The organism is Lachnoclostridium phocaeense (genome assembly GCF_959599685.1).
Classification (GTDB): Bacteria; Bacillota; Clostridia; order Lachnospirales; family Lachnospiraceae; genus Claveliimonas; species Claveliimonas monacensis.
Genome location: NZ_CAUGIN010000032.1, coordinates 1 through 22965 on the forward strand (window position 1 = coordinate 1; position 22965 = coordinate 22965).

At 50.5% G+C, this 22965-nt stretch carries 26 protein-coding genes; 4 read left to right on the top strand and 22 right to left on the bottom strand.

What is annotated here, in order from left to right:
* Positions 1 to 162: 162 nt before the first annotated feature.
* A complete protein-coding gene (gene lexA / locus Q5911_RS12390) occupies positions 163 to 777 on the bottom strand; it encodes a transcriptional repressor LexA (protein ID WP_303183208.1) in 615 nt (204 codons plus the stop codon).
* A gap of 253 nt (positions 778 to 1030) precedes the next feature.
* Here lexA and Q5911_RS12395 point away from each other — a divergent pair, with 253 nt between their 5' ends.
* From Q5911_RS12395 to Q5911_RS12405, 3 genes are all read left to right on the top strand, one after another.
* Positions 1031 to 1399 carry a LysM peptidoglycan-binding domain-containing protein gene (locus Q5911_RS12395; protein WP_281724707.1) on the top strand — a complete coding sequence of 123 codons (369 nt, stop codon included), beginning with the start codon at positions 1031 to 1033 and terminating at the stop codon, positions 1397 to 1399.
* Positions 1400 to 1711: 312 nt separating this feature from the next.
* Entirely contained in the window at positions 1712 to 2773 is a 1062-nt protein-coding gene (locus tag Q5911_RS12400) for a tyrosine-type recombinase/integrase (protein ID WP_076777393.1), read from the top strand.
* Between the two features lie 68 nt (positions 2774 to 2841).
* Positions 2842 to 3576, top strand: coding sequence for a tRNA lysidine(34) synthetase (locus tag Q5911_RS12405; RefSeq protein WP_076777392.1), 735 nt, complete (start codon positions 2842 to 2844; stop codon positions 3574 to 3576).
* A gap of 95 nt (positions 3577 to 3671) precedes the next feature.
* On the opposite strand, the gene Q5911_RS12410 is transcribed toward Q5911_RS12405, so the two are convergent.
* From Q5911_RS12410 to Q5911_RS12445, 8 genes are all read right to left on the bottom strand, one after another.
* The gene (locus Q5911_RS12410; protein ID WP_076777391.1) at positions 3672 to 4316 is read right to left on the bottom strand and encodes a cytidylate kinase-like family protein; all 645 of its coding nucleotides are present in this window, start codon (positions 4314 to 4316) and stop codon (positions 3672 to 3674) included.
* A gap of 128 nt (positions 4317 to 4444) precedes the next feature.
* Positions 4445 to 5365: an RluA family pseudouridine synthase gene (locus Q5911_RS12415; RefSeq protein ID WP_226394057.1), complete on the bottom strand. Its 921-nt coding sequence runs from the start codon at positions 5363 to 5365 to the stop codon at positions 4445 to 4447.
* A complete protein-coding gene (gene lspA, locus Q5911_RS12420; protein WP_303183212.1) occupies positions 5337 to 5855 on the bottom strand; it encodes a signal peptidase II in 519 nt (172 codons plus the stop codon). The genes Q5911_RS12415 and lspA overlap by 29 nt, the downstream gene beginning before the upstream one ends.
* 24 nt (positions 5856 to 5879) lie before the next feature.
* Positions 5880 to 6635 (bottom strand): YlmH family RNA-binding protein, encoded by a 756-nt coding sequence (locus tag Q5911_RS12425; protein WP_076777388.1) that lies wholly within the window; start codon positions 6633 to 6635, stop codon positions 5880 to 5882.
* A 17-nt stretch (positions 6636 to 6652) separates the two neighbouring features.
* Positions 6653 to 7258, bottom strand: coding sequence for a cell division protein SepF (locus Q5911_RS12430; RefSeq protein WP_303183214.1), 606 nt, complete (start codon positions 7256 to 7258; stop codon positions 6653 to 6655).
* A 30-nt stretch (positions 7259 to 7288) separates the two neighbouring features.
* Positions 7289 to 7984: a YggS family pyridoxal phosphate-dependent enzyme gene (locus Q5911_RS12435; RefSeq protein WP_303183215.1), complete on the bottom strand. Its 696-nt coding sequence runs from the start codon at positions 7982 to 7984 to the stop codon at positions 7289 to 7291.
* A gap of 17 nt (positions 7985 to 8001) precedes the next feature.
* Positions 8002 to 9393, bottom strand: coding sequence for an HlyD family efflux transporter periplasmic adaptor subunit (locus Q5911_RS12440; protein ID WP_303183216.1), 1392 nt, complete (start codon positions 9391 to 9393; stop codon positions 8002 to 8004).
* A gap of 16 nt (positions 9394 to 9409) precedes the next feature.
* On the bottom strand, positions 9410 to 10354 hold the full coding sequence (locus Q5911_RS12445; protein ID WP_076777384.1) for a TIGR01212 family radical SAM protein: 945 nt from the start codon (positions 10352 to 10354) through the stop codon (positions 9410 to 9412).
* 61 nt (positions 10355 to 10415) lie between these two features.
* Between Q5911_RS12445 and Q5911_RS12450 the strand changes: the two genes are divergently transcribed.
* A complete protein-coding gene (locus Q5911_RS12450) occupies positions 10416 to 10628 on the top strand; it encodes a DUF378 domain-containing protein (RefSeq protein WP_076777383.1) in 213 nt (70 codons plus the stop codon).
* Between the two features lie 125 nt (positions 10629 to 10753).
* Here Q5911_RS12450 and Q5911_RS12455 read toward each other — a convergent pair whose 3' ends face one another.
* The 13 genes from Q5911_RS12455 to Q5911_RS12515 all read right to left on the bottom strand — a co-directional run bounded on the left by Q5911_RS12455 (position 10754) and on the right by Q5911_RS12515 (position 22960).
* On the bottom strand, positions 10754 to 11728 hold the full coding sequence (locus Q5911_RS12455) for a D-alanyl-D-alanine carboxypeptidase family protein (RefSeq protein ID WP_303183219.1): 975 nt from the start codon (positions 11726 to 11728) through the stop codon (positions 10754 to 10756).
* Positions 11712 to 12107 carry a methylglyoxal synthase gene (locus tag Q5911_RS12460; protein ID WP_033124905.1) on the bottom strand — a complete coding sequence of 132 codons (396 nt, stop codon included), beginning with the start codon at positions 12105 to 12107 and terminating at the stop codon, positions 11712 to 11714. The genes Q5911_RS12455 and Q5911_RS12460 overlap by 17 nt, the downstream gene beginning before the upstream one ends.
* A gap of 17 nt (positions 12108 to 12124) precedes the next feature.
* Positions 12125 to 13267 (bottom strand): FtsW/RodA/SpoVE family cell cycle protein, encoded by a 1143-nt coding sequence (locus tag Q5911_RS12465; RefSeq protein ID WP_226394065.1) that lies wholly within the window; start codon positions 13265 to 13267, stop codon positions 12125 to 12127.
* Positions 13264 to 13476, bottom strand: a complete 213-nt coding sequence (locus Q5911_RS12470) for a cell division topological specificity factor MinE (RefSeq protein ID WP_076777380.1) — start codon at positions 13474 to 13476, stop codon at positions 13264 to 13266. The genes Q5911_RS12465 and Q5911_RS12470 overlap by 4 nt, the downstream gene beginning before the upstream one ends.
* A gap of 15 nt (positions 13477 to 13491) precedes the next feature.
* Positions 13492 to 14283, bottom strand: coding sequence for a septum site-determining protein MinD (gene minD, locus Q5911_RS12475; protein ID WP_076777379.1), 792 nt, complete (start codon positions 14281 to 14283; stop codon positions 13492 to 13494).
* Positions 14265 to 14855, bottom strand: a complete 591-nt coding sequence (locus tag Q5911_RS12480) for a septum site-determining protein MinC (RefSeq protein WP_303183223.1) — start codon at positions 14853 to 14855, stop codon at positions 14265 to 14267. Before Q5911_RS12480 ends, minD begins: the two co-directional genes overlap by 19 nt.
* 30 nt (positions 14856 to 14885) lie before the next feature.
* Complete coding sequence (locus Q5911_RS12485; RefSeq protein ID WP_442913487.1) at positions 14886 to 17762, bottom strand: penicillin-binding transpeptidase domain-containing protein; 2877 nt, start codon at positions 17760 to 17762, stop codon at positions 14886 to 14888.
* Between the two features lies 1 nt (position 17763).
* A complete protein-coding gene (gene mreD, locus Q5911_RS12490; protein WP_303183227.1) occupies positions 17764 to 18282 on the bottom strand; it encodes a rod shape-determining protein MreD in 519 nt (172 codons plus the stop codon).
* A 3-nt stretch (positions 18283 to 18285) separates the two neighbouring features.
* Positions 18286 to 19164, bottom strand: a complete 879-nt coding sequence (gene mreC, locus Q5911_RS12495) for a rod shape-determining protein MreC (RefSeq protein WP_076777376.1) — start codon at positions 19162 to 19164, stop codon at positions 18286 to 18288.
* A 1-nt stretch (position 19165) separates the two neighbouring features.
* Positions 19166 to 20188: a rod shape-determining protein gene (locus Q5911_RS12500; RefSeq protein ID WP_303183231.1), complete on the bottom strand. Its 1023-nt coding sequence runs from the start codon at positions 20186 to 20188 to the stop codon at positions 19166 to 19168.
* 8 nt (positions 20189 to 20196) lie between these two features.
* A complete protein-coding gene (gene radC / locus Q5911_RS12505; RefSeq protein WP_226394069.1) occupies positions 20197 to 20904 on the bottom strand; it encodes a RadC family protein in 708 nt (235 codons plus the stop codon).
* 38 nt (positions 20905 to 20942) lie between these two features.
* Positions 20943 to 21203: a DUF4321 domain-containing protein gene (locus Q5911_RS12510; protein WP_076777373.1), complete on the bottom strand. Its 261-nt coding sequence runs from the start codon at positions 21201 to 21203 to the stop codon at positions 20943 to 20945.
* Positions 21204 to 21304: 101 nt separating this feature from the next.
* The gene (locus Q5911_RS12515; RefSeq protein ID WP_303183234.1) at positions 21305 to 22960 is read right to left on the bottom strand and encodes an NAD(P)/FAD-dependent oxidoreductase; all 1656 of its coding nucleotides are present in this window, start codon (positions 22958 to 22960) and stop codon (positions 21305 to 21307) included.
* Positions 22961 to 22965: the final 5 nt, after the last annotated feature.

The following is a 22965-nucleotide window of genomic DNA, read 5'->3' on the forward strand; positions in this document are numbered from 1 at the left end:
AATGACATATCTTATATCAGTTTTTTCAGTTTACACAAATCTTGAAACGCTCTCATGCAGGAAGCTTATGAGATGGGAAGAACCATATAAACAAATTATGGCAGATAACAACAAACGGGAGACAGCTTTTGCTGCCTCCCGTATAGTTTTTACAAACGAAAATTAAAAGAACCTGAACACACCAATCACTTTTCCAAGGATCTGCACATCCCTCACGATGATGGGATCCATAAAGTCATTCTCCGGCTGCAGGCGGATCACGCCTTCTTCTTTATAGAAAGTCTTGACCGTCGCGCCATCCTCGATCAGCGCTACAACCATATCGCCGTTTGAAGCGGTATGCTGCTCCTCCACGAGAACATAATCCCCGTCCAGGATACCGGCGTTGATCATGCTTTCTCCCTTTACTGTCAGCATAAATGTATTGTTATTCGGAAGCATCTCCACCGGGATAGGAAAGTAGTTCTCAATATTCTCCTGGGCCAGAATAGGCTCACCGGCTGCCACACGTCCCACAAGCGGTACATTGGTCACTTCCCGCCTGGTGAGATTAAACGTATCATCCAGGATCTCAATGGCTCTTGGCTTCGTTGGGTCCCTTCTGATATATCCGTTCTTCTCCAATGTCTCCAGGTGAGAGTGAACAGAAGAGGTGGATTTCAGATGAACCGCCTCACATATATCGCGCACTGACGGCGGAAACCCTCTCGTAAGGATCTGCTCCTTTATAAACTCCAATATTTCCTGCTGCTTCGGGCTGATCTTTCCCTGAGACATAAGTTTTCCCCCTTGTAATCTGTACATTTAAAAATTTACTATTAACATTTTAGCATACAGATTTGCAAAAGGCAAACAAATGTTTAGAAAATATGTTCGATTTTTTGATCCGGACTATTGACAAACAAATGTTCGTATAATATAATCAGAGACATAGAGAGAACGAATGTTCGAAATGTATAAGTGCACTTTTTAAGGGAAACGAAGCAAAAGAGGGTTGGATTTCATTTAATTAAGAAGAGGGGAATATGAGATGAACGCACACAGATTACACGCAGCCAGCAAAAGAAGAAGAGAAGTATACAGAGAGAAATTGATCCTGGTCACAGCGGCCGTTCTTATCGCAGTGTTCTGCAGTATATTTGTGGCAGCCAGAGGGATGCGGTTTGTACAGGCCCAGGACCGTTCAGAGACAACAGAGACTACTTATAAATACTATAAAAGCATTGAGCTTGAAGCCGGTGACACACTCTGGGATATCGCCGAGACATACGCCGGTGCGTGCGGGCTTTCTGTTCAGGAGTATGTACAGGAGCTCAAGGATATCAATGGACTTAAAGGCGATCTGATCCATGAGGATCATCACCTCACCATCGTATACTGTGACACTGTGTACAAATAGACGACAAAGATCTTCAGATCTATTATTATCTGACGATATATAGGCTTTCTAAAGCTTTATATATAATTATACACTCACCCAAGGACGGTATCTCAATACGTTTCTTCCTGTTCATGCAACAGCAGAAGGGACAGATGGGATACCGTCCATTTTGTCTGTATGTCATATGCCTTATATGGAGCTTTGGTATCCGAAATAGATCTATACGTAAAATACCGATTTTTCCAAAAGATATAGACAAACATGTCCGTATCCAGTATAATTTCTGTGTGGGATTATAAATGATTATATAAAAAGGAGGTTTTTTCTATTATGGCAGATACAAAGACTTACCATGAGCAGACAGTCATTGACTACACGCTGCGTCTCAGGGAGATACTGAAAACCCTGCCTCCGTTTGCCCGGGATTTCTTTCGGGCCATTGAACCTCATTCATCTATCCGTACACGCATGAATTATGCCTATGATATCCGTGTCTTTTTTCACTTTCTGATGGAGAACAATCCAGTGTACAAAAATTACTCCATGGACCAGTTCAAAGTCTCTGATCTGGATAACCTGGAGCCTGTGGACATTGAGGAATACTTGGAGTATCTGAAGGTATACAGGCGCGACGACGATGAACTGATGACCAATGGTGAAAAAGGTCTTGCCAGAAAGATGTCTGCCCTGCGAAGCTTTTACGGTTATTATCACAAACATCAGTATATCAGCAACAATCCGACACTTCTTGTAGATATGCCAAAACAGCACGAAAAGGCGATCATCCGCCTTGACCCGGACGAGGTGGCTCTCCTGCTTGATTATGTCGAGTCATGCGGAAGCAGTCTGACAGGTCAGGCAAAAGTCTATTATGAAAAGACAAAGGAAAGGGACCTGGCCATCCTGACACTCCTTTTGGGAACCGGCATCCGTGTCTCTGAGTGCGTGGGGCTTGATCTGCTGGATGTTGATTTTAAGAACAATGGTATTACGATCACAAGGAAGGGCGGCAATCAGATGGTTGTCTATTTTGGCCCGGAGGTAGAACAGTCTCTCAGGACATATATGGAGGGAAGCCGCAAGGCTGCTACTCCTCTCCCCGGTCACGAGAACGCCCTCTTCCTCTCCACCCAGCGCCGGCGCATGGGTGTGCAGGCAGTGGAGAATATGGTGAAAAAATATGCCCGCCAGGTAACACCGGGCAAGAAGATCACCCCTCACAAATTGCGCAGTACCTACGGTACATCCCTCTACAAAGAGACCGGTGACATTTATCTTGTGGCTGATGTCCTTGGACATAAAGATGTTAATACTACCAGGAAGCATTACGCAGCTATTGATGAAAACAGACGCCGGCAGGCAGCGTCCGCAGTGCGGCTGCGTGAAAAATAGCCATTAAGTAGTCATAAAATAATTATGAAAATTGACAATACAAAAAGAGAAAGGATATACTTATCATTATGAAATTACAGCAGTTGTTGAGCTACACGCGAAAGGCAGTAGACGAATACCAGATGATCAATGCGGGGGACCATATTGCGGTGGGCATCTCCGGAGGAAAGGACAGTCTCACCCTCCTCTATGCGCTCCATGGCCTGAGGCGTTTTTATCCGAACCACTTTGAGCTCAGCGCCATCACCGTAGATCTGGGCTATGAAAAGTGTGATTTTACTCCTGTTAAAAAACTCTGCGAAGAGCTGGAAGTTCCTTACCGCATTGTGAAGACAGATATCGCCCACATTCTCTTCGAAGAACGCAAAGAGAGCAATCCCTGCTCCCTTTGTGCCAAAATGCGAAAAGGCGCGCTCAATCAGGCGGTAAAAGAGATGGGCTGCAACAAAGTGGCCTACGCCCATCACAGAGATGACATCATCGAGACCATGCTCCTCTCTCTTATCTTCGAAGGGCGCTTCTACTCTTTCTCTCCGCGCACATATCTGGACCGGATGGATCTGACTGTCATTCGTCCCATCATGTTTGTGGACGAGGCCGATGTGATCGGTTTTAAAAATAAGTATGATCTCCCTGTGGTGAAAAGCCGCTGTCCCATCGACGGCTACACCAAGCGCCAGTACGCCAAGGAGCTGGTCCGCCAGCTGAACCAGGAGCATCCCGGAGCAAAACAGCGGATGTTTACAGCTATCCTGAACGGGAATATCCAGGGCTGGCCAGAGCGGATCATTCACACACGTTAAGAGCTTTTTGTCTCAGACTTTTTTAAAGAACGCCGCCCAATGCTTTTCGCATGGACGGCGTTCTTTTCTTACATATTTTTTTCTACAAACTGTAATTACAGTTTCTTCTCCCGATCGCTCTCTTTGATGGCCACAAGATGTTTGATGGCTTCCGCCGTACCGTCTATACCCAGCACGGAGCTGTCCAGGCAGATATCGTAGCTCTCCGCATCAGACCATTTCTTATTTGTATAATAATTGTAGTAGCTGGAACGCTGTTTGTCTGTCTTCTGGATCATCTCTTTTGCCTTGGCATCTGTCAGGTTATAGATCCTGGCGATCCTGCGTATCCTTGCCTCCATCTTTGCGTGTATGAAGACAGTCAGCACATTGTCAAACTCTTCCAGCGCGTAGTCTGCACAGCGGCCCACCAAAATACAGGGACCCTCGCTGGCAATCTTCTTGATAGCGTCAAACTGCGCCAGGAAGACTTTGTGGTTGATCGGCATATCCGTATAACCTCCCGAAGAATATCCAAGGGAATACGTATCCATGACAAGAGAATAAAGAAAACTGTTGGTGGGCTTTTCATCGTGCGCTTCAAACAGTTCCTCGCAGATGCCGCTCTCCTTGGCTGCCCGGTTCAGCATCTCCTTATCGTACAGCTTGATCCCAAAATCTTTGGCGATCTTATATCCGATCTCGCGGCCAGCGCTTCCAAATTCTCTCCCTATCGTAATAATCGTATTGGTCTTTTCCATACTACCCACGCTCCTTCTTGTTGATCCTGTCAGTACACACTTAGAATTAAGTACTAATGTATGGATGCTTTTTTATTTATTAAGCATTATACAACAATTTGCCGGAAATGTATAGAATTTTACGAAAATTATAGGTTGTTTTTTCTAAGTCTCTCCAATAGTTTCACAAAATATGCCGGAAGAGGAGCCTCCACCTCCAGATACTCTCCGGTGCGGGGATGTACGATACCCAGCGTTCTGGCGTGCAGCGTCTGCCCCTGCAGCCCCTTAAACGGACATTTTGCCGGGCCGTAGACAGTGTCGCCCAGGAGAGGATGACCGATGGAAGACATGTGGACCCGGATCTGGTGTGTGCGCCCTGTCTCCAACTCACACTGGATATACGTATAATCACCAAATCGCTCCAGGACTTTGTAGTGCGTGACAGCTCTCCTTGCATTTTTAGCTTTGGTACTCATCTTCTTCCGGTCTGTGGGATGCCTGCCGATGGGGGCGTCCACTGTCCCCTGCTCCTCCTTGATATTGCCGTGGACAATGGCTGCGTAGATCCGCCTGATGGAGTGCTCCTTCAGCTGCTCTGACAGGCTCTGATGGGCGCTGTCATTTTTACACACGATCAGAGAACCGGTGGTATCCATGTCAATGCGGTGGACAATGCCGGGTCGGATAACGCCGTTGATGCCGGACAGATTGTCACCGCAGTGGAACATCAGTGCATTCACAAGGGTCCCGCTGTAGTGACCAGGCGCCGGATGCACTACCATGCCCTTTGGCTTGTTGACAATGATGATGTCCTCATCCTCGTACAGGATGTCCAGAGGAATGTCCTCAGCGGCTATTTCCGGCTCTTTCAGCTCGGGGACAGTCACTTTTATACTGTCATCAAAACAAAGCCTGTAATTGGCTTTTACAGGCTTTCCATTGACTTCTATCAGATTGTCTTTGATCAGTTTCTGGATATGTGAGCGGGACAGATCCGGCATCTCCAAAGAGAGATACTTGTCGATCCTTACCCCCTCATCATTTTCCACTGTGAAAAATCTGTTCAAGATCTTCCTCCTTATAATACAGCAGCAGGAGCACTGCCAAAAGTACGGCAGCCACAGTCACAAAGATATCTGCCACATTGAATACCGGGAAATCGATCAGCTCAAAATAAAAGAAATCAACCACATAGCCGAGCCGCACCCGGTCGATCAGGTTTCCCAGGGCTCCTGAGACGATAAACACAGCACAGATCTGTAAGGGAAGAAATTTCCGTCCGGCAGGAATGCGCACATAGGCCAGGACCACCACCACCAGGATCACAGCTGTAATGATGTAGAAGAACCACTGCTGTCCCTGCAGTACACCGAAGGCCGCTCCCCTGTTCTCCAGATAGGTCAGCCGGAAGACGCCGGGGATCAGATCGATCCCATCCGTCCCTTGCAGAAAATGGACAGCCATATATTTGCTCAACTGGTCCAGGATCACACCTGCCAATGCAATTATAAACGCTGTGATGTAATGTTTTGCCGTTTTTTCTGACACAGATGTCATTGTTTTACGCAAGCCTCCGCTTTTCTAAATATATTTCCCCACCTGGATGTACTGGCGTCCTTTCTTGGTCTCCGAGAGGACTCCCTGGTATACCAGCTTTCCCATGCCCCGCACGGAAATAATATCTCCCTCCTTCAGGCGGTATCCGTTGGAGGTGATCAGCTTTCCATTGACAAACACTTTTCCGCCTTCCACAAGCCCTGTCATACGGCTCCTGGACAGAGGAAAAGCGACAGAAAGGACCGTGTCCAGGCGGACCGACGCTACTGTTCCCTTCACTGTCTCCAGACGCGGCGTGAAGGAGAAAGACTCTCCATCAATCTTCTCCGTCTTTACCACTGTATGGCGGATCCTTGTGAGCTGCTCACAGATGAAATCAGCCATCGTATCTGTCACAAACACATGGCAGACACTGTCCTCGACCAGCAGATCCCCCAGACAGCTCCTCTCTATTCCCAGATGCAGGATCCCGCCCAGAAAATCTCTGTGGGAGAGCTCCTCGGCAAATTTTCTGTTTGCCGGGCTGATCCTGAGCACAGAAATAGGATATTGATAATCATAATAAAGAGCATCAGGCAGAAAAGCAACCATCTGACGCTCCGCAGGCTCATAACCCCCATATGTCTCATACCTGGAAGGAAAGAGATCTTTGGGGGTTGTGTGCAGTATGTTCAGTTCATTCAAATTCAAAAAATCTGAGAAAGTGACAATATCCCTTTTGTATGAAAGATTAGACAGTTCGATCAGACGCTTCTGAAGCATTACTTCTTCTTTGTTCATGTTCCGTCAGACGTCCTCTAAAATCTTGTCCGCATGGATGATGCGTCAAAAGACGTTCCCAGCAGGTCCTGCAGGTCCCCGGAAATATCCACGTTGGTCGGTGTCACAAGGAATATGTAGTTGGAGATCTTCTGCAGATTTCCATTGATGGCAAACGTAGCACCTGATGTAAAGTCAATGATCCTCTGGGCCACTTCAAGATCCAGGCCTTCCAGGTTCAGGATGACTGTGCGTCCGCTCAGGAGTGTCTCTGTGATCTCTCTTGCATCCTCTACAGAGGAGGGCTTGATCACGCACACTTCCATGTTCGGTGCCTGCCTTCTGGAAGAGGGCTGGCGCATGGGTGTGACTTTGCTGCTTCCTGCCGGCTGGTGGGAAGCTCTGGAAGAAGACGGTCTTGCCGATCTCTCATCATAATCGTCATCGTAGTCATCATAGTCGTCATCGCGGTCACGTCCGCTGTCTTTTCCTCTATTGAACTTGGAGAGAATGCCGTTTTTCTTTGACGATCTGTCATCATAGTCGTCATCATCGTAGTCATCATCAAAGAAATCGTCGTTCTCGTAATCGTCATCATCATCGCTCAATTTCATAATGTCAAGAAACTTATCTAATACTCCCATTTTTTCAAATTCTCCTATCTTACGTTATCTTTAACACTGAGCATAATTGCGCGCACCAAACAAACCTGTTCCAACACGAACCATCGTCGCGCCCTCTTCGACCGCTACCTCGTAATCATTGGTCATGCCCATCGAGAGAATACTCATAGTAACATTATCAACTTTTTTTGCTCCTATGTCAACAGATAAGTTGCGCAAACGGCGAAAATATAGGCGATTTTCTTCCGGATCATCCACAAAAGGAGCAATTGTCATCAGTCCGCACACTTTTATATGAGGAAATTTGGCAATTTCTTCTATGGTTTTCTCCACTTCATCCACTTTCAGGCCGAATTTGCTCTCCTCCTCGGCCACATTTACTTCCAGCAGGATCCTGGCAGTGATCCCGTGTTTCCCGGCTTCCTTCTCAATGGTCTCAGCCAGGCGCACAGAGTCCACCGAGTGGATCAGATCCACCTTGTCAATAACATATTTGACTTTATTCCTCTGAAGATGCCCGATCATATGCCAGTGTATATCTTTCGGGAGAGCGTCATATTTCTCCACGATCTCCTGCACCTTGTTCTCGCCAAAGACTCTTGTGCCGAAATCATAGGCTTCTCGCAGCATCTCCACAGGTTTTGTCTTACTCACAGCGATCAGGGTCACCTCCTTCGGATCTCTCCCTGCCCGCTCACAGGCCTTTCGGATATTTTCGTCCACCTGCTTAAAATTCTCCTGCAACATGACTGTATCAGCTCCTTTTAAAATATGATTTCATCTTCACGGATCTCGCTGCCATCCAGCGCTATATGGTCATAATTAGTAAGTCCGTAGTCACTGCCGGACTCTACAATGTAATACTCTTCATTTTCACTGAGAATCTGCACCTGTTTAAACTCCGCATAGCCTTTGTTGATATTAAACACGCCGTGCAGCGTTCCCTTTTCGCTCATGCTGTATGTCTCGCTGGAGTCGGGTTTAACAAGGACAGTGCCCTCCTCAAAAGCATCTGCGTTCAGATAGACCATGCCGGTCTCATTGTCCCTGTAGTACACCTTTGCCTCCTCAAATGTCGTGGTATTCGCATCAGTCTGCACAAGAACACCGGACTGGCTGCTGTCTCCTCCCTGGGTAATGTAGTCCTGGGGAACGGTGTAGAACTCCTGCTCCACCACAGACGATTTGGGGATCTTCAGCCCGGACTCATCCTCCAGCACCAGCTGGATGTCCAGGAATCGCTCTCCCACATACCTCACCATGGACTCATTGAACGTGATGAATCCAAGATTCACATCCTTATCCTCTGTATTGTAAATAGAAAGGCTTCCTGTGGCCGTCTCACTGTCTTTTGAGAAACGCACCTGAACAGACGAGGTATCTGCCAGCTCCTGGGCCATCTCCTCATTCAGGACAATGACGACTGTCCACTCCTCACCTGTCACAAGTTTGTAAGCCGCATCTCCCGCCTTGACCTTTGTGTTGTCCGTAAACTCTGTGCTTTTATAGTCGGCCCTGGAGAGCATGTCCGCTGTCACCTGCTCCGCCGTGATCCCTTCATAGCCGTCCACAGAGTAGACAACGATCCCATCGTCCGCCGCAGAGTAGGCTGTCACGCCTTCCGCGCCGCTCTGGATCAAGCTGGCCAGCTGGGTCTGCTTGCTCTGGGAGGAACTGCTGGAGAGGACATTCTCCACAGATTCCTTGAACGTGTAGGTCTCCTCGAACCTGCTGTTCTGAAAATTCTCGCTGAAACTCTGGGTCTGTTGGAGGATCATCTGCCGCTCTTCCGCTGATACAGACTGCTGCTGTTCCTCCTCTGTTGCCTGCCCGGAAGAAAGATCCAGCTTCTGTGAGGAGAGGCTGTACACGTTCGTCTTTTTCCCGACTTTGCTTCCCTCCGGCACAAAATAGTTAATGTATCCATCCGCCTCTGCATTTACCACCGTCTCTTCTCTCAGGACAAGACCTGTGTAGGCATTATCCCTGAAGATGGAACCCTCACGCACTTCATAGGCGGAGACGTGTTTCGCTGTGGTGTATGTAAGTATGGTAACAACAAGATAGATAAAAATAATTCCAAAAATAATGATTCCTATATTGAAATTCCATTTTTTCCGGTAAACCTGAATATTTCCCTGTTCTTTTCCAGACAAAATGATGCCTCCTGTGTCATTTCTTCAAAGCCGCTCCGCCAAGATAGTGAAAATACTTTCCCTGCCAGGCGTCCCTTTTTCGCATTTCATTTTCCGCCTCATCCCTCAGCTTCCACCAGCTGGTCCCCCAGTTGCAGAACACCGCATCTCTTTCCGGCACACGGCCGAACAGGCGCTCCACAGCAATATCCGGGCTGAGCCAGCACAGAAATGCAATGAGTCGATCCATATACTCCTCCTTGGAACACAGAGATATTGTACCATTTTCATAAGCTTCGCACAACACTGTGTTTTTTGCGATATAGAGGGAGTGTATCTTGACCATATCAACCCGCAGCGCCGAGAGGATCCTGGCTGTCTCCACCGCATCTTCCATTCCGTCTCCTGGATAGTTCAGAATCACATGCGCGCAGACCTGAAATCCGTATGCCTTGGCCTGCAGGACCGCGTCTATAAACTCCGCCAGGGAATGCCCCCGGTTCATCCTTTTCAGGGTATGGTAATTGACCGTCTGCAACCCCAGTTCCAGACAGATGCCGGTTCCCCGCTTCGCACGCAGCCGATCCAGCACCTCCAGGTACTCCCCGGAGACACAGTCCGGTCTGGTGGAGATGTCAATCTCCACAATATCCCTCTCCACAGCCGCTTCCTCTACATAAGCTGAAAAATCCTCCAGTGGCAGAAATGTATTGGTATAGTTCTGGAAATACGCGATGAATTTGTGGGCGTTGTATTTCTTTTCAATCTTCTCCCTTGTCTGGCGGAGCTGCTCTCTCACAGGCACCGCCGGAGACAGCGCCTCAAATCCCGTCCCGGCCTCTGCGCAGAAAGTACAGCCTCTCCCCCCGTTAACCCGGTTTGGACAGGTGACGGGAATATTGACAGGGAGCTTATAGACTTTTTCGCCATAGATTTTTTTTAAATATTCTGAGTAGGGAAAGTATAATTTTTTCTCTGACATGAATTTTAAAAATCCTTTCCGGGTATACTAGCATTATCTCATGAATAAAGGAGGAACTTTCATGAAATGGTTTGACAATATCTCACTGGCACTCGTGATCATCGGTGCCGTCAACTGGCTTCTGATAGGTATTTTCCGTTTTGATCTTGTGGCCTTTCTCTTCGGGAACCTGACCTGGCTCTCAAGGATCATCTACACGCTGGTAGGGCTCTGCGGCCTGTATGCGATCAGCTTTTTTGGAAGAATACGAAATGCATCCGACACGCAGGTCTGATAAAGATCCGGCTCTGCGCCGGGTACACATGAAAACATGTCGGGAGGGGTATCCTGGTATACAACACCGGATGCCCCTCCCTCTTATTATACGCGCAGGCGCTTTTTTAACGCTTATCTGTCATCTCATCCCTCCAGGGACGGGATCTGATCGATCAGCGCTGTCATATCCTGATAGAGAAGAGGTTTGTCTGCCGCTCCCATAACGATCGAGATGTAGTAATCCCCGTCTGCCGCCTGGTCAAGAAGGACGAGACAATTCCCGGCCTCCCCTGTGTAGCCTGTCTTTCCGCCGATGACCGTAGCCCCCGTGGGAAGCGCCGCCTCTCCTCTCGCGTAGAAGCTGGTGGGCTCCCAGGTAACAGACCTGACCGCTCCGTCGGCACCGGTAATCTGTGCCGTGTAGGAGTCAGCGCTGATGATATCCACAAATTCATCGTACTTGACAGCCTCGTTAAAGATGAGATACATATCGTAAGCCGTGGTGTAGTGGTCCTCATCATGAAGACCGTTTGGCGTCACAAAGTGAGTCCCGGTGGCCATCAGGTTCTGTGCCTCCTCATTAACCATCTCCATAAAATTCTCTTCTGTGCCGCCCACATACTCCGCAATGGCCACCGCGCTGTCATTGCCGGAGGGAAGCATGAGCCCGTAGAGGAGGTCCCGCAGGGTGAGCTGATCCCCGGTCTGAAGGCCGGCGATGGAGGCATCCCAGGAAAAGCTGGATGCCGATGCAGCGCTGCTCACCGTGACAACGTCGTCCAAATTACTGTTTTTGATAGCCACAAGGGCTGTCAGTATCTTTGTGGTGCTGGCAGGGTAAAGCCTTGTAAACAGATCCTGCCCGTAGATAACCTCTCCGTCTGTGACATTGAAAAGTCCCATCGCGTGGAGGGAGCTGTCCCCGTCAAATCCTTCCAGTGAGACATCCTCAGCAGACACGCACAGATTCTCGGCAAAAAGTTCTGCCTGATAAATATTTTTACTGTAGTTTTCTTTTTCGTAGGACAGGACTGCATCATTTGCCCCGCAGCCTGTCACTGCCAACAGAAGGGCGCAAAGACTCCCTGTCAGCACGATCTTTTTACCTGTACATTTCACGCCAATCCAAATCTCCTCTGTCAATTGCAAGAACTATGATCTCAGCCGTGGCGAGATTTGTCGCCATGGGAATATTGTGCATATCGCACAGCCGGATCACGTCGTTCACCTCAGGCTCATGAGGCTTGGGGGACTGGGGATCCCTGAGAAAAATAAGAGCATCTATATCGTTCTGTGCGATCTGGGCTCCCAGCTGCTGTTTCCCTCCCAGCGGTCCTGCCAGGTATTTATGGACCGAGAGGTTCGTCACTTCCTCAATAAGACGCCCGGTAGTGCCGGTAGCAAACAGGTTGTGTTTGCTCAGAATCCCCCTGTATGCAATGCAGAAATTCTGCATCAGGGTCTTCTTGGAATCATGTGCGATCAGGCCAATATTCATACAATGCATCCTCCTCACTAAAGTGTATTTAGCTTATCCTGATATTTCTTCGGCTGCAGTCCCACGTTGAGCACAAGTCCGATTCCCAGGTACATGCTCCAGAGGGATGTAAGGCCGTAGCTTACAAACGGCAGCGGTATACCTGTATTTGGGAATATCTGGGTGGCAACCGCAATATTAATAAATGACTGGATTCCGATAAGAGCTCCCACTCCGCAGCATATAATCCTGCCCGTCGTGTCCTGGGCCCTTATCCCTATTAATATACATTGTATCACTATCAGCAACAGCAATGCAATAACAATACAGCATCCAACAAAACCTAATTCCTCACCCACAATGGCAAAGATGAAATCCGTCTGGGGCTCCAGGATGAAGTTTCCGTTTTTTACCGATGTGGTGGTGTTATTGTTGAGTCCCTTTCCCGTCAGCTGTCCCGATCCGATGGCCATGACCGAGTTGTTCTGCTGGTAGGCCTCGTCGCTGGCATACTCTTCCGGGTTCAGCCAGGCCAGGATACGTTTCTGCTGGTAATCGTCCAGGATATTCTGATCCGGCTGCACCACAAGGCTCAGCAGAATGACAGCCACCGGCACGGTGATCAAAAGCACGGTCCCGATGAATTTGTAGGAGAGTCCGCCCACATACATGAGCACGCAGAACAGGACCGCCGTACAGATCGTGGTGGACAGGTTCGGCTCCTCGTAGATCAGGGCCAGCGGGATCAGTATCAGCACCACCGCTTTCAGGATCGTCCGTCTGCTGCTTAAGTCCTCCTCATGCTTCATGATAAACCTGGCGAAGAAGATGATCAGAAGAATCTTCGCCAGCTCCGATGGCTGGAAGTTTGTAAATCCCACATCGATCCATCTCTTTGCCCCGTTTACCGTCTCACCGATCACCAGCACCAGTGCCAGCATACCCACCGACAACAGGTACAGGATCCAATAAAAATTGGCAATCCACACGTAGTCAATCAGGGAGACTACCACCATGAGGATGATAGCCAGCACAAGACCCGTGATCTGCCTTCCCTGGTAGGCCTCGTTAGCGCTGCCTATGACAAGAACGCCAAGGCAGGAAATGGCCAGCACAAGGATCACAAGGGAAAATTTATAGTCTTTTAATCTGTAAGGTTTTGTTATCTTTAAAAATTTCACTGCTTTTCTCCTGTAAGTCTGATATGTACATGTGTTCTGCTGTAGGAAACTTCAAATTCTTCGGGTGTAATCTCAATATATTTTGCAAGAACCTGGTAAAGCTCGTGGCTGATCCTCTCGTAGGCCTCCGGCTTGCATTTCATGCGGTCGGATACGACCAGCACCTTCAGCCTGTCCTTTGCGATCCGCACAGAAGAACGTCTTGCCATACTCCCGATGCCTCCTTAATTTTTATGGAAAATATGCGTCAGTCTCGACCAGATCCCGGTTCCTGACTCCAGGTCAAGAAAGGGGACCTCCTCACCTGTGATCCGCCTGCATATATTTCTGTAAGCCTCGCCGGCTTTTGATTCCATAGATATGACAGGCTCCCCCTGGTTCGTGCCGATGACTACCTGCTCGTCGTCGGGGATGGCACCGATCAGCGGAATGGAGAGGATCTCCGTCACGTCATCCACAGACATCATGTCTCCCCGTCTGACCATGTCCATGCGGATCCGATTAATGATCAGATCGATCTTCTGGATCTTTTCTGCCTCCAAAAGCCCTACAATGCGGTCCGCATCCCGGATCGCCGAAACTTCCGGCGTAGTGACGACCACCGCCCTGTCCGCCCCGGCTATGGCATTCTGAAATCCCTGCTCGATCCCCGCCGGGCAGTCCAGAAGGATGTAGTCATAGGTCTCCTTCAGCTCTGATGTGAGTTTTTTCATCTGCCCGGGAGACACAGCCGTCTTGTCCTTTGTCTGGGCTGACGGGAGCAAATAGAGATTCTCATACCGCTTATCCCGTATCAGCGCCTGCTTCAGCCTGCACTTTCCTTCTATAACATCTACAAGATTATATACAATAAAATTCTCCAGTCCCATGACAACGTCCAGGTTCCGAAGACCCAGGTCCGTGTCAATGATAATGACCTTCTTGTCCAACATTGAAAGACCTGCCCCGATGTTCGCGGTAGTTGTCGTCTTTCCGACACCGCCTTTTCCCGATGTGATTACAATAACTTCGCCCATGAATAACTTCCTCCTATTACTGGTTTCACTTTTCTGCCGCCTATGCGCAGTTTTTCCGGGCTCATGTGAAGGGCTGCCACAAAAACATCCGTCCTGCCGGATGCTCCGGCCTGGGCGTTGCCCAGCAGCGCACCGATCACCACGATGCTTCCTTTTGAGACAACGGTGGCTCCCTCCTCCACATCTCCCACGATCACGATGCTGGCCTCTGACTCCAGCACCTGATTTCTCTTCAGTGTCCCCCTGTAGAAACGGCCGTCCTGCCCGGGCATTTCGGCCTGCGTCTGTTCTACGGCGCTTCGGTATATTTTCTCGTTCCTCTCGTCATGATCCAGTATACACAGGATCTGTATCCCGGCGGAGCCGGAGATTGCATCCACAATCCTTCGCTCCTGCTCTTTTGTAAGAATACGGTTTTCCAGGCTGACCGCCATCTCGCCTCCCTCAAAGAAGCGGGCGGCCGCCCTGAATTTACTTTCTATCTCTTCCAGCAGCTCATCAAATGGAACGCTGTCGTCCAGATAAACTGCCAGGCCGTATTTACTGCCCTTGATCACGACATGGTCTTTCAAAATACTCTGCCATCTCCCAGCTTTGTTTATTTAGTCTCCGGAAGTATTGACTGCGATCTGTGCAGCCTGTCCTGTAATGAGCTGCGCAGGATCCGTTATCTGGTAGTAGTACTGGAATATATTGCTTCCCACCTCTGATGCATAGGTGGAGCTGTACCCGTTTGCGATTCGGATGGCCATGGCCACCTCCGGATTGTCGCTGGGGGCAAAGCCCACGAACAGTCCGTGGTCCGCGTGGGTCGTGCTCTGCTGTGCGGTACCGGTCTTTCCGGACACGCTCAGCGAGCTGGCGTTGATCTCTGTAAATACAGAACTGTTCTGCACCACGCCTTCCATACCGGCATGGACTGCATTCCAGGTAGACTGGGAAACGCCCTCTATCGTCCGGGCCTCCCCGTTCTGGTACTCTTCCACCACTTCTCCGTCCACGTTCTCCACCCGGTCGAGCAAAGTCAGTTCATACAGAGTACCCTCATTTGCCACGGCAGTGATATATCGTGCCAGCTGGCTTGTGGTGTAGTTGTTGGTGCCCTGTCCCATCGCAGATCGAACAGAGTCCTCATCCGAAATCTTCGGATCCATCTCCGGTATCTCCAGGCCGCTTGTCTCATTCAGGCCGAACATCTGCGCATATTTTGACAGTCTCTCCAGGCCGTAGTCGCTGGAGTAGGTTCCGTCAGTCTGCATGCCAAGCTGATAGCCGATATTGTTAAAAAATTCATTACAGGAGTTCGTGATACCACTGACCACATTCATGGTACCGTGGCTTGCCGGGTATACCCAGCAGTGTACTTCCGGACTGATGACATCGTAGGTTCCGTCACAGTACACGGTCGTTCCTGTATCGATGACACCTTCTGTCAGGCCGGCAACAGCGACCAGCGGCTTGTAGGTAGATCCCGGAGCCGTTGTCTCCTGTGTGGCACTGTTGTAGAAAGGCTGCGAAGTACTGGTGTTCAATTCATTATAGTAATCGCTGTCCATGGTATTGGCCAGACGGTTATTGTCGTATCCCGGGTAAGAGACGCAGGCCAGCACGTCCCCGCTGTCCGTATCTGTGATGACTACAGATCCCCTGCAGGGCTCCAGTCCAAGCTGTCCCGGCGTGATCTCCAGAGACTGTATCTTGCTGCGCAGGAAATCGTAGGCTCCTGTGGCGCCGGATGCCAGATTGTTGTACTGGGTCTCATCCATAGGGAGTACCCCCTGCTCATACAGGATCATGCAAAGCTCTCTCCCTGTCACAGTTCCGGCTTTGATCATATACTGGTAAACCAGCTTGTCAAAGGCCGTGCTGTTCCGAAGCCGATCCGTCACGTAGGAGATCATGGCATTGTACACTTCCGATGAGTCTGAGTAGTTCCCCTCTGAGGAGAGATAGTCCTGCAGCTTTGACGCATCCACCCAGTTCTGGGAGATGGCGTAATTGAGGTATGTGTAGATGTTGATGGTCTCCTCGTTCCTCCACTGCTGGTAGGTCTCATCGCTTGTGTCAATGGCGTCACTCATGATCACACCGTTGTCCCCTGTCAGCACGTCATTGACAATGTGGGACAGATAAGCCTGCCATTCTCTGCTCATATCACGGTAAGCAGAGGCGTTCCCATCCTGCATGATGGAAGTCAGCTGGCTGATCACCTGCTCCTTGTAGGGAGCAAATTTCCCGTACACCGACTGTTCGGCGCTGCCTGCATCCTCCGCTGAAAAGTGGCTCATGTCCACGATATCGTTTTCTATAAAAGCATTGTAGGCGTCCCCGCTTGCCACGATAACGTCCGCCGCGTCCTCTGACTGGGTGCGGTCATAGTCCAGTATATTCTGCATGCGGGACAGAAGTATACCGGCCAGCTCCTGCTCCAGGATGTCGTAGGCGGCCTTTTGGAGGTTCGCGTCTATGGTCAGATACACATCGTCGCCGGCTTTCGGCTCTGTCTCTCCTACCGTGTCGATCACCCGCCCCACGCTGTTCACATAGAGCTTGACCTCTCCTTTGTCCCCCTGCAGGGTGCTGTCCAGGATCTGTTCCAGACCGGATTTACCCACTGTGTCTGTCAGATCGTAGTTCTCCTGCTCCTCCTCGCTGAGGGCATTGTACTCCTCCTGGGAGATCTGCCCTGTATATCCGATGAGGTTGGCAAAATACTTGCTGTCTGTGTATCTCCGAAGAGACTCTTCCTCGATGTCCACGCCCTGCAGCTCGTCCAGATGTTCCATGATCTCAGCCACTGTCGCATCGCTGACATCCTCCGCCACGGTGGTGGGGATATATTTCTGGAAGCTGTTAAGCCCGATGGCATAGCGGATGTTCACCATCTTCAATACCTGGGATCTCTCCAGCTTGTCCTGGTCGATCCCGTATCCGTAGGTCTCATCGGTACACAGGTAGTCTATGATCTCCCCGGCGGACATACCGCGCTGCTCCTCATCCAGCCCATCAATGTACCGCTCGCCAAACACGTCCGCCACAAACCGGAGCCGCTGGGTCTCGTCGGTCATGGAAAACTGGTACTCGCCGCTCCCGTCAAGCACGATACTGAAATCGCTGATCACGGAGTCCCCGTTGCCCTCCACGATCTCTATGATCTGTGTGATCTCGTCGTTCAGAGCCTTGTTTTTCTCAGCTGTCGTGTCATACACTCCGTTGTCCTCGATGGTGACCGAGTAAGCCAGCTCATTGTAGGCTAAAAGAGTCCCGTTTCTGTCGTAGATATTTCCGCGGGTTCCCTGAATGGTCCGCGTCTTCTGTATCTGGAGCGTATAGTCCTCCAGATAAGACTGCCCGTTCACAATCTGGAGCTGAAAAAGTCTTCCCACCAGAATAGAGAACATGATGCAGAAAACAATGGCTGTTACGACTGCCCTTCGCTGGAACAGTTCGTAAATTCCTGATTTAATACGTTCCCAAATACTATACAAATCTGCTTGCACTCCTTTGTTCTTCGGCCTCTAGTTTACGGTTCACGTGAAGTATGATCTGATACAGCACGATTGTCACCAGGATCGTGTACACAAGTTCCGGCATGATCACATGTATCAGATAGTATCCAAAACGGAAATCCCCCTGCATCATAAAAAAGCAGACATAGACGATCAGCCCGTATGCCAGCTCGCTTCCCGCGATCAGCCCCAGCGGAAGTTTAATATCCTCATCAAAAAACAGACGCTTGAAACTGCCGTTGAGATATCCGATCACAGTAAAGATCAGCGTATAAAAACCAAGCACGCCTCCCCAGAACACATCCATCAGAAGGCCGCAGGAAAAGCCCACTGCCATCCCCGTCTTCCTGCCCCGCATAAACCCGAAGGCGGATGTCAGGATGATCATCAGGTTGGGCCTTATGGAAGCAAACTGAAGTTTGGAGAATACTGTAGCCTGCATAAGAAAACACACGATGATGAAACAGGCTGTGATGATCTTTCTCTTCATAGGCTATTCCCCTCCGTTCTCCGCTTCGTCTGTCTGGGTCAGATCCTCCTTTGTCGTTGTGATGACAAGCACTTCCTGCAGGTTGCTGAAATCAACCGCGGGAGTGATATAGCCCGAGCGGGTCAGATTGTTGGAGTCCACATTGATCTCTGATATATATCCGATAAACAGCCCCTGGAGATAGGTGGAGCTGATATGGGAGGTCACTACCTGCTCTCCCACCTGGATCTCGTTGTCATTGTTGGGCAGATTTTCAAAGCGGATCCGTCCGTCCTCCATCAGTGTCAGGTCTCCCCGCACGATACACAGATCCGAGGTGGACAGCACCATGCCGCTGATGTTGCTCTCATCGTCAATGACTGCGCGCACCTGGGCGTAGTTGGGCCCCACTTCCGTCACAATACCTGCAAGCCCGCTTCCGGCAAGGACATTCATATCTTTGCGTATGCCGTCCTCGCTGCCCTTGTCTATTGTAAAAGAATTGAACCAGTTGGTTCCGTTATTTGCGATCACATGGGCGCCCACTTTTTCATAGTCGCCGTAATTCTGATCCAGCTTGTAGAGTTCCTGAAGGCGCTCCAGCTCATACTGCTCCTGGTTCAGTCTCGTATTGTCTATTGTCAGCTGATCCACTCTCTCCTGCAGCTGCTCGTTCTCCTTCCTCAGGTCACTGAGAGTGGCAAAGTTGTCTGTCAGATCACTCATCCAGGTGCCCACGTAGCTGATCCCCTTCTGCATGGGGACAATGGTATAGTTGGCGACCCAGCTTAAGGGACCGCCCCCGTCCATAAAACGCTCCGCCCCCAGAAGGATCCCGCACACGATCACAAGTATAAGGAGAACATATTTACTTGGAAGGGTATTTTGATTTTTGATCTTCATACTATCTCATCCACCTATAGTTTTCATCCAGCATGGAATATGCCAGTTTTTTCAGCTCTTTGGACTGAATGATCTGCTTCAGTCCGGTCACAGCGCAGATATCCGGATCAATGGCTGTCCGCACCCGGATGCCTGTCATCTCTTCCATATAGACCTCAAGTCCCGGCAGGTTGGCCAGACCGCCTGTAAGAAAGATGCCGTTCTTGTAAATGGCCTTGCGTACTTCCGGCGGAGTTCTGTCAAGCAGGGATTCGATTCCCCGCACACACTCTTCCAGCGGCTCCTTCACAGCAGCTCTGACAAGGCTGATGGCGATCTCCCTCTGCTGGGGCACTCCCGTGATCAGGTCCCGGCCCGCCACTTTCATGGAGGCGGTGTTGTTCTCGCCGAACACACCGAACCTCTTGCGCAGGGCCTCCGCCGTAACTCTGCCAATCAGGAAGTCATGGTTGTAGCGGACCAGCTGGGATACGGCATGGTCCAGGGTGATGCCACCCACCTTGAGGAGACGGTTCAGCACGATGCCTCCCCCGGCCAGCACGGACAGCTCCGTGGTCTCACCGCCCATATTAACGATAAACAGTCCCTTTGTGTTCTGCACATCCAGGTTCAGGCCCACCGCGTCTGCAATGCCCCGCTCCACGATGTTAACTTCCCGCGCTCTGGCTGTGGAGTGGATCACCAGGTCAAAAAAGGCTTTTTTCTCCACCTCCGTAACATCTGTAGGGACAGCGATCACATACTCCGCTCCCCGGGCAAAGCCTCTGTCTTTTTTCAGAAGCCCCTGCAGAAGGTACTGCATGTGGTCAAACTTGGAGATAACCCCGTGTTTCATGGGAAACACCACCTGTATGTTGGCCGGCGCCTTCTCATACATTTCAAAAGCCTCGTCCCCCACAGCAAACACTTCTTTTTTATTCGCTATGGCAATGACATCCTTTTCCTTCCAGATTGTATCTTTCTTTTTATCATATACTTTGATCTCATAGGAGCCGAGATCAAGCCCGTATATATTTCGTGCCATTTTTGACCTTATCCTTTCGTGTATAGCAGCCCCTCTTCCCGGAAGCTGATATAACAATTATTCCCAATAATGATATGATCTAACAGTTCTATGCCAATTAAATCTCCTGCCTGCCGGATCCTCTCCGTGGCGGCCAGATCTGCCCCGCTTGGAGCCGGATCACCGCTGGGATGATTATGCAGCAGGATAATGGACACTGCCTCTCTCTGAAGAGCCTCCACAAAAATCTCCCTGGGGTTGACTAAGGAGGCGTTCACCGTCCCCTTGTACACGTCTCTCTCCCCGATCAGTGCAGATTTTGTATTCAGCATCAGGAGCTTCATATGCTCCTGACTAAGGTGGCGCATGTCTTCCATATAGTACCTGGCCACCGATGCGGGGGAGGAAAAATTCAGCTCCTTCAGCGCCGTCTCCTTTGCCAGCCTTCTGGCCAGCTCCATAAGACAGATGAGCTGGATGGATTTCACCCGGCCCACTCCTCTTATCTTCTGAAACTTTTCCCTCGTAAACCCGTGCAGTGCATCAAGGCTGCCACCCCCTGCCGTCAGGATACGGCGGCATATTTCCAGGACATTTTCTCCTTTTGTCCCGGTCCTCAATATGACGGCCAGAAGTTCTGCGTCACTTAAATTCTTTTCTCCCAGCCGCTCGCACTTCTCATACGGACGTTCAGACTCCAGGAGATCTTTCATTGTATTTGTGTTTTTCTGAGTCATCTTTTGCAGACACCTATAACACTCCCGAAGAGTCCTTGTTACAGGAAGCGATAGATTATGATTGCCAGAACCATTCCGATAATACTGGCTATTGTAATTCTGACAGACAGTCCGAAGGTAATGACAAGTATGCCCAGATTCAGCACAACCGGTTCATCCAGACCGAATGTCTGTCCGTAGTTAAGCCAGCTCAAAGCCCCTGTATCCTGTGCCAGCATGCCGATAAAACCTCCCAGGACAATTCCTGCCAGAATAAGCAGAAATAAGGCCCAGGAATTTTTATTGCCTGCTCCTCTCATATGTACTCCACCTCACATCATTCTTAAGTTTTCTTTCAAAAACTCAATATATTCTATCATATTTCAAAAAAAGTGTATAGACTCATTCCATTAAAAATTTCTTAATCATTCGCGTCTTTGTCGAAGGGACGGTATTTTCTGGCGACAGCTTCAGCCACCTTCATGCCGTCCATGGCAGCCGACATAATACCGCCCGCATAGCCTGCGCCCTCGCCGCAAGGATAGAGTCCGCGCAGGCTGCTCTCCAGTCCTTCATCCCGAAGGATCCGCACCGGGGAGGAGGTGCGGCTCTCCACGCCGGAGAGGACCGCGTCCTCCCGGTCATAGCCGGGCAGCTTCCTCCCGAACTCCCGGATGCCCCTTTCAATGGCATCGCCTATCTCCTCCGGGAAGATCCCCCGGACATCTCCAAAAGAAAAGCCTCCCTTGATCTGGGGCTTCACCTCCCCGATCCGCTCCGAGATCTTCCCGCGGCAGAAATCACCAAAGAGCTGCACCGGCACTTTCCCTTGGCCCGCCTGGCAGGCTCTCTCCTCCAGTTTTCTCTGGAACTCCACGCCCGCCAGCGGGTCTTCCCCGCCGAAGTCCTCCGGTGTCACTGTGACAATGACAGCGCTGTTGGCGTTTCGTCCGGCCCGGTCGTGGTAGCTCATGCCGTTCACGGCCACCCTTCCCTCCTCAGAGGAAGCGTTCACCACGTAGCCGCCGGGACACATGCAGAAGGTGTAGACACCCCGCCCCTCAGGAAGCTGGCAGGTCAGCTTGTAGGCGGCAGCAGGCAGTCCGTCGGGGCGGTCCGCTCCCTCCTTCGTCCCATACTGATCCGCGTCGATCATGGACTGAGGATGTTCGGCCCGGACACCCACCGCGAAGGATTTGGCCTCCATGGGAACCCCTCTGTCACGGAGCATGGCGAAGGTGTCCCGGGCACTGTGACCAATGGCCAGGATCAGAGCCTGGGTCGTCTCCTCCCTCCTCTTTCCTGTCAGCGTGTCCTCAAGGACCAGAGACAGGGACCCCTCTTCTGCATCACGGCCTGACGGGGCAGCCGGTTCTGCCGATACAAGCTGGGTGTGAAAACACACCTGCCCTCCCATCCTTATGATCTCCTCCCGCATCCGGGTGACCACCTGGATCAGAAGATCCGTCCCAATGTGAGGTTTCGCATCGTAGGCGATCTCCTCCGGCGCCCCGTGGTCACACAGAATCTCCAGGACCTTCCGATTTCTTCCATATTTGTCTTTTACAAGCGTATTCAGCTTTCCGTCGGAGAATGTGCCGGCTCCGCCCTCCCCGAACTGGACATTGGAGCGGACGTCCAGGACGCCTGTCTCCCAGAATGTCTCCACATCTTTTTTCCGCTGCAGGGCATCCATCCCTCTCTCCACCACCACCGGACGGTAACCGTGGAGAGCCAGCATATAGGCAGCAAAAAGTCCGGCCGGCCCAAAGCCCGACACCACAGGCCGGCAGTGCATCTTCTCAGATCCGGGCTCCGGAAAGCTGTATCTGACTTCTCTGCTCTCCTGGACATGTTTGTTCCGGTTCTTCCGCAGAAGAGCCTTCTCCCCCTTTGTGGACACATCCACAGTGTACACATAGAAAAGCTCCGGCTTCTTCCTGGCGTCCAGGGAGCGCCTCACGATCCGATAAGAGAAGTTCTCCCCCTCCCTGATCCGCAGAGTTTTTCGGATCTTCTCCTCAAGCTGTGCTTCTGAATGTCCCGTGTGCAGTTTCAGCTGTTGAATACGTATCATCGCCG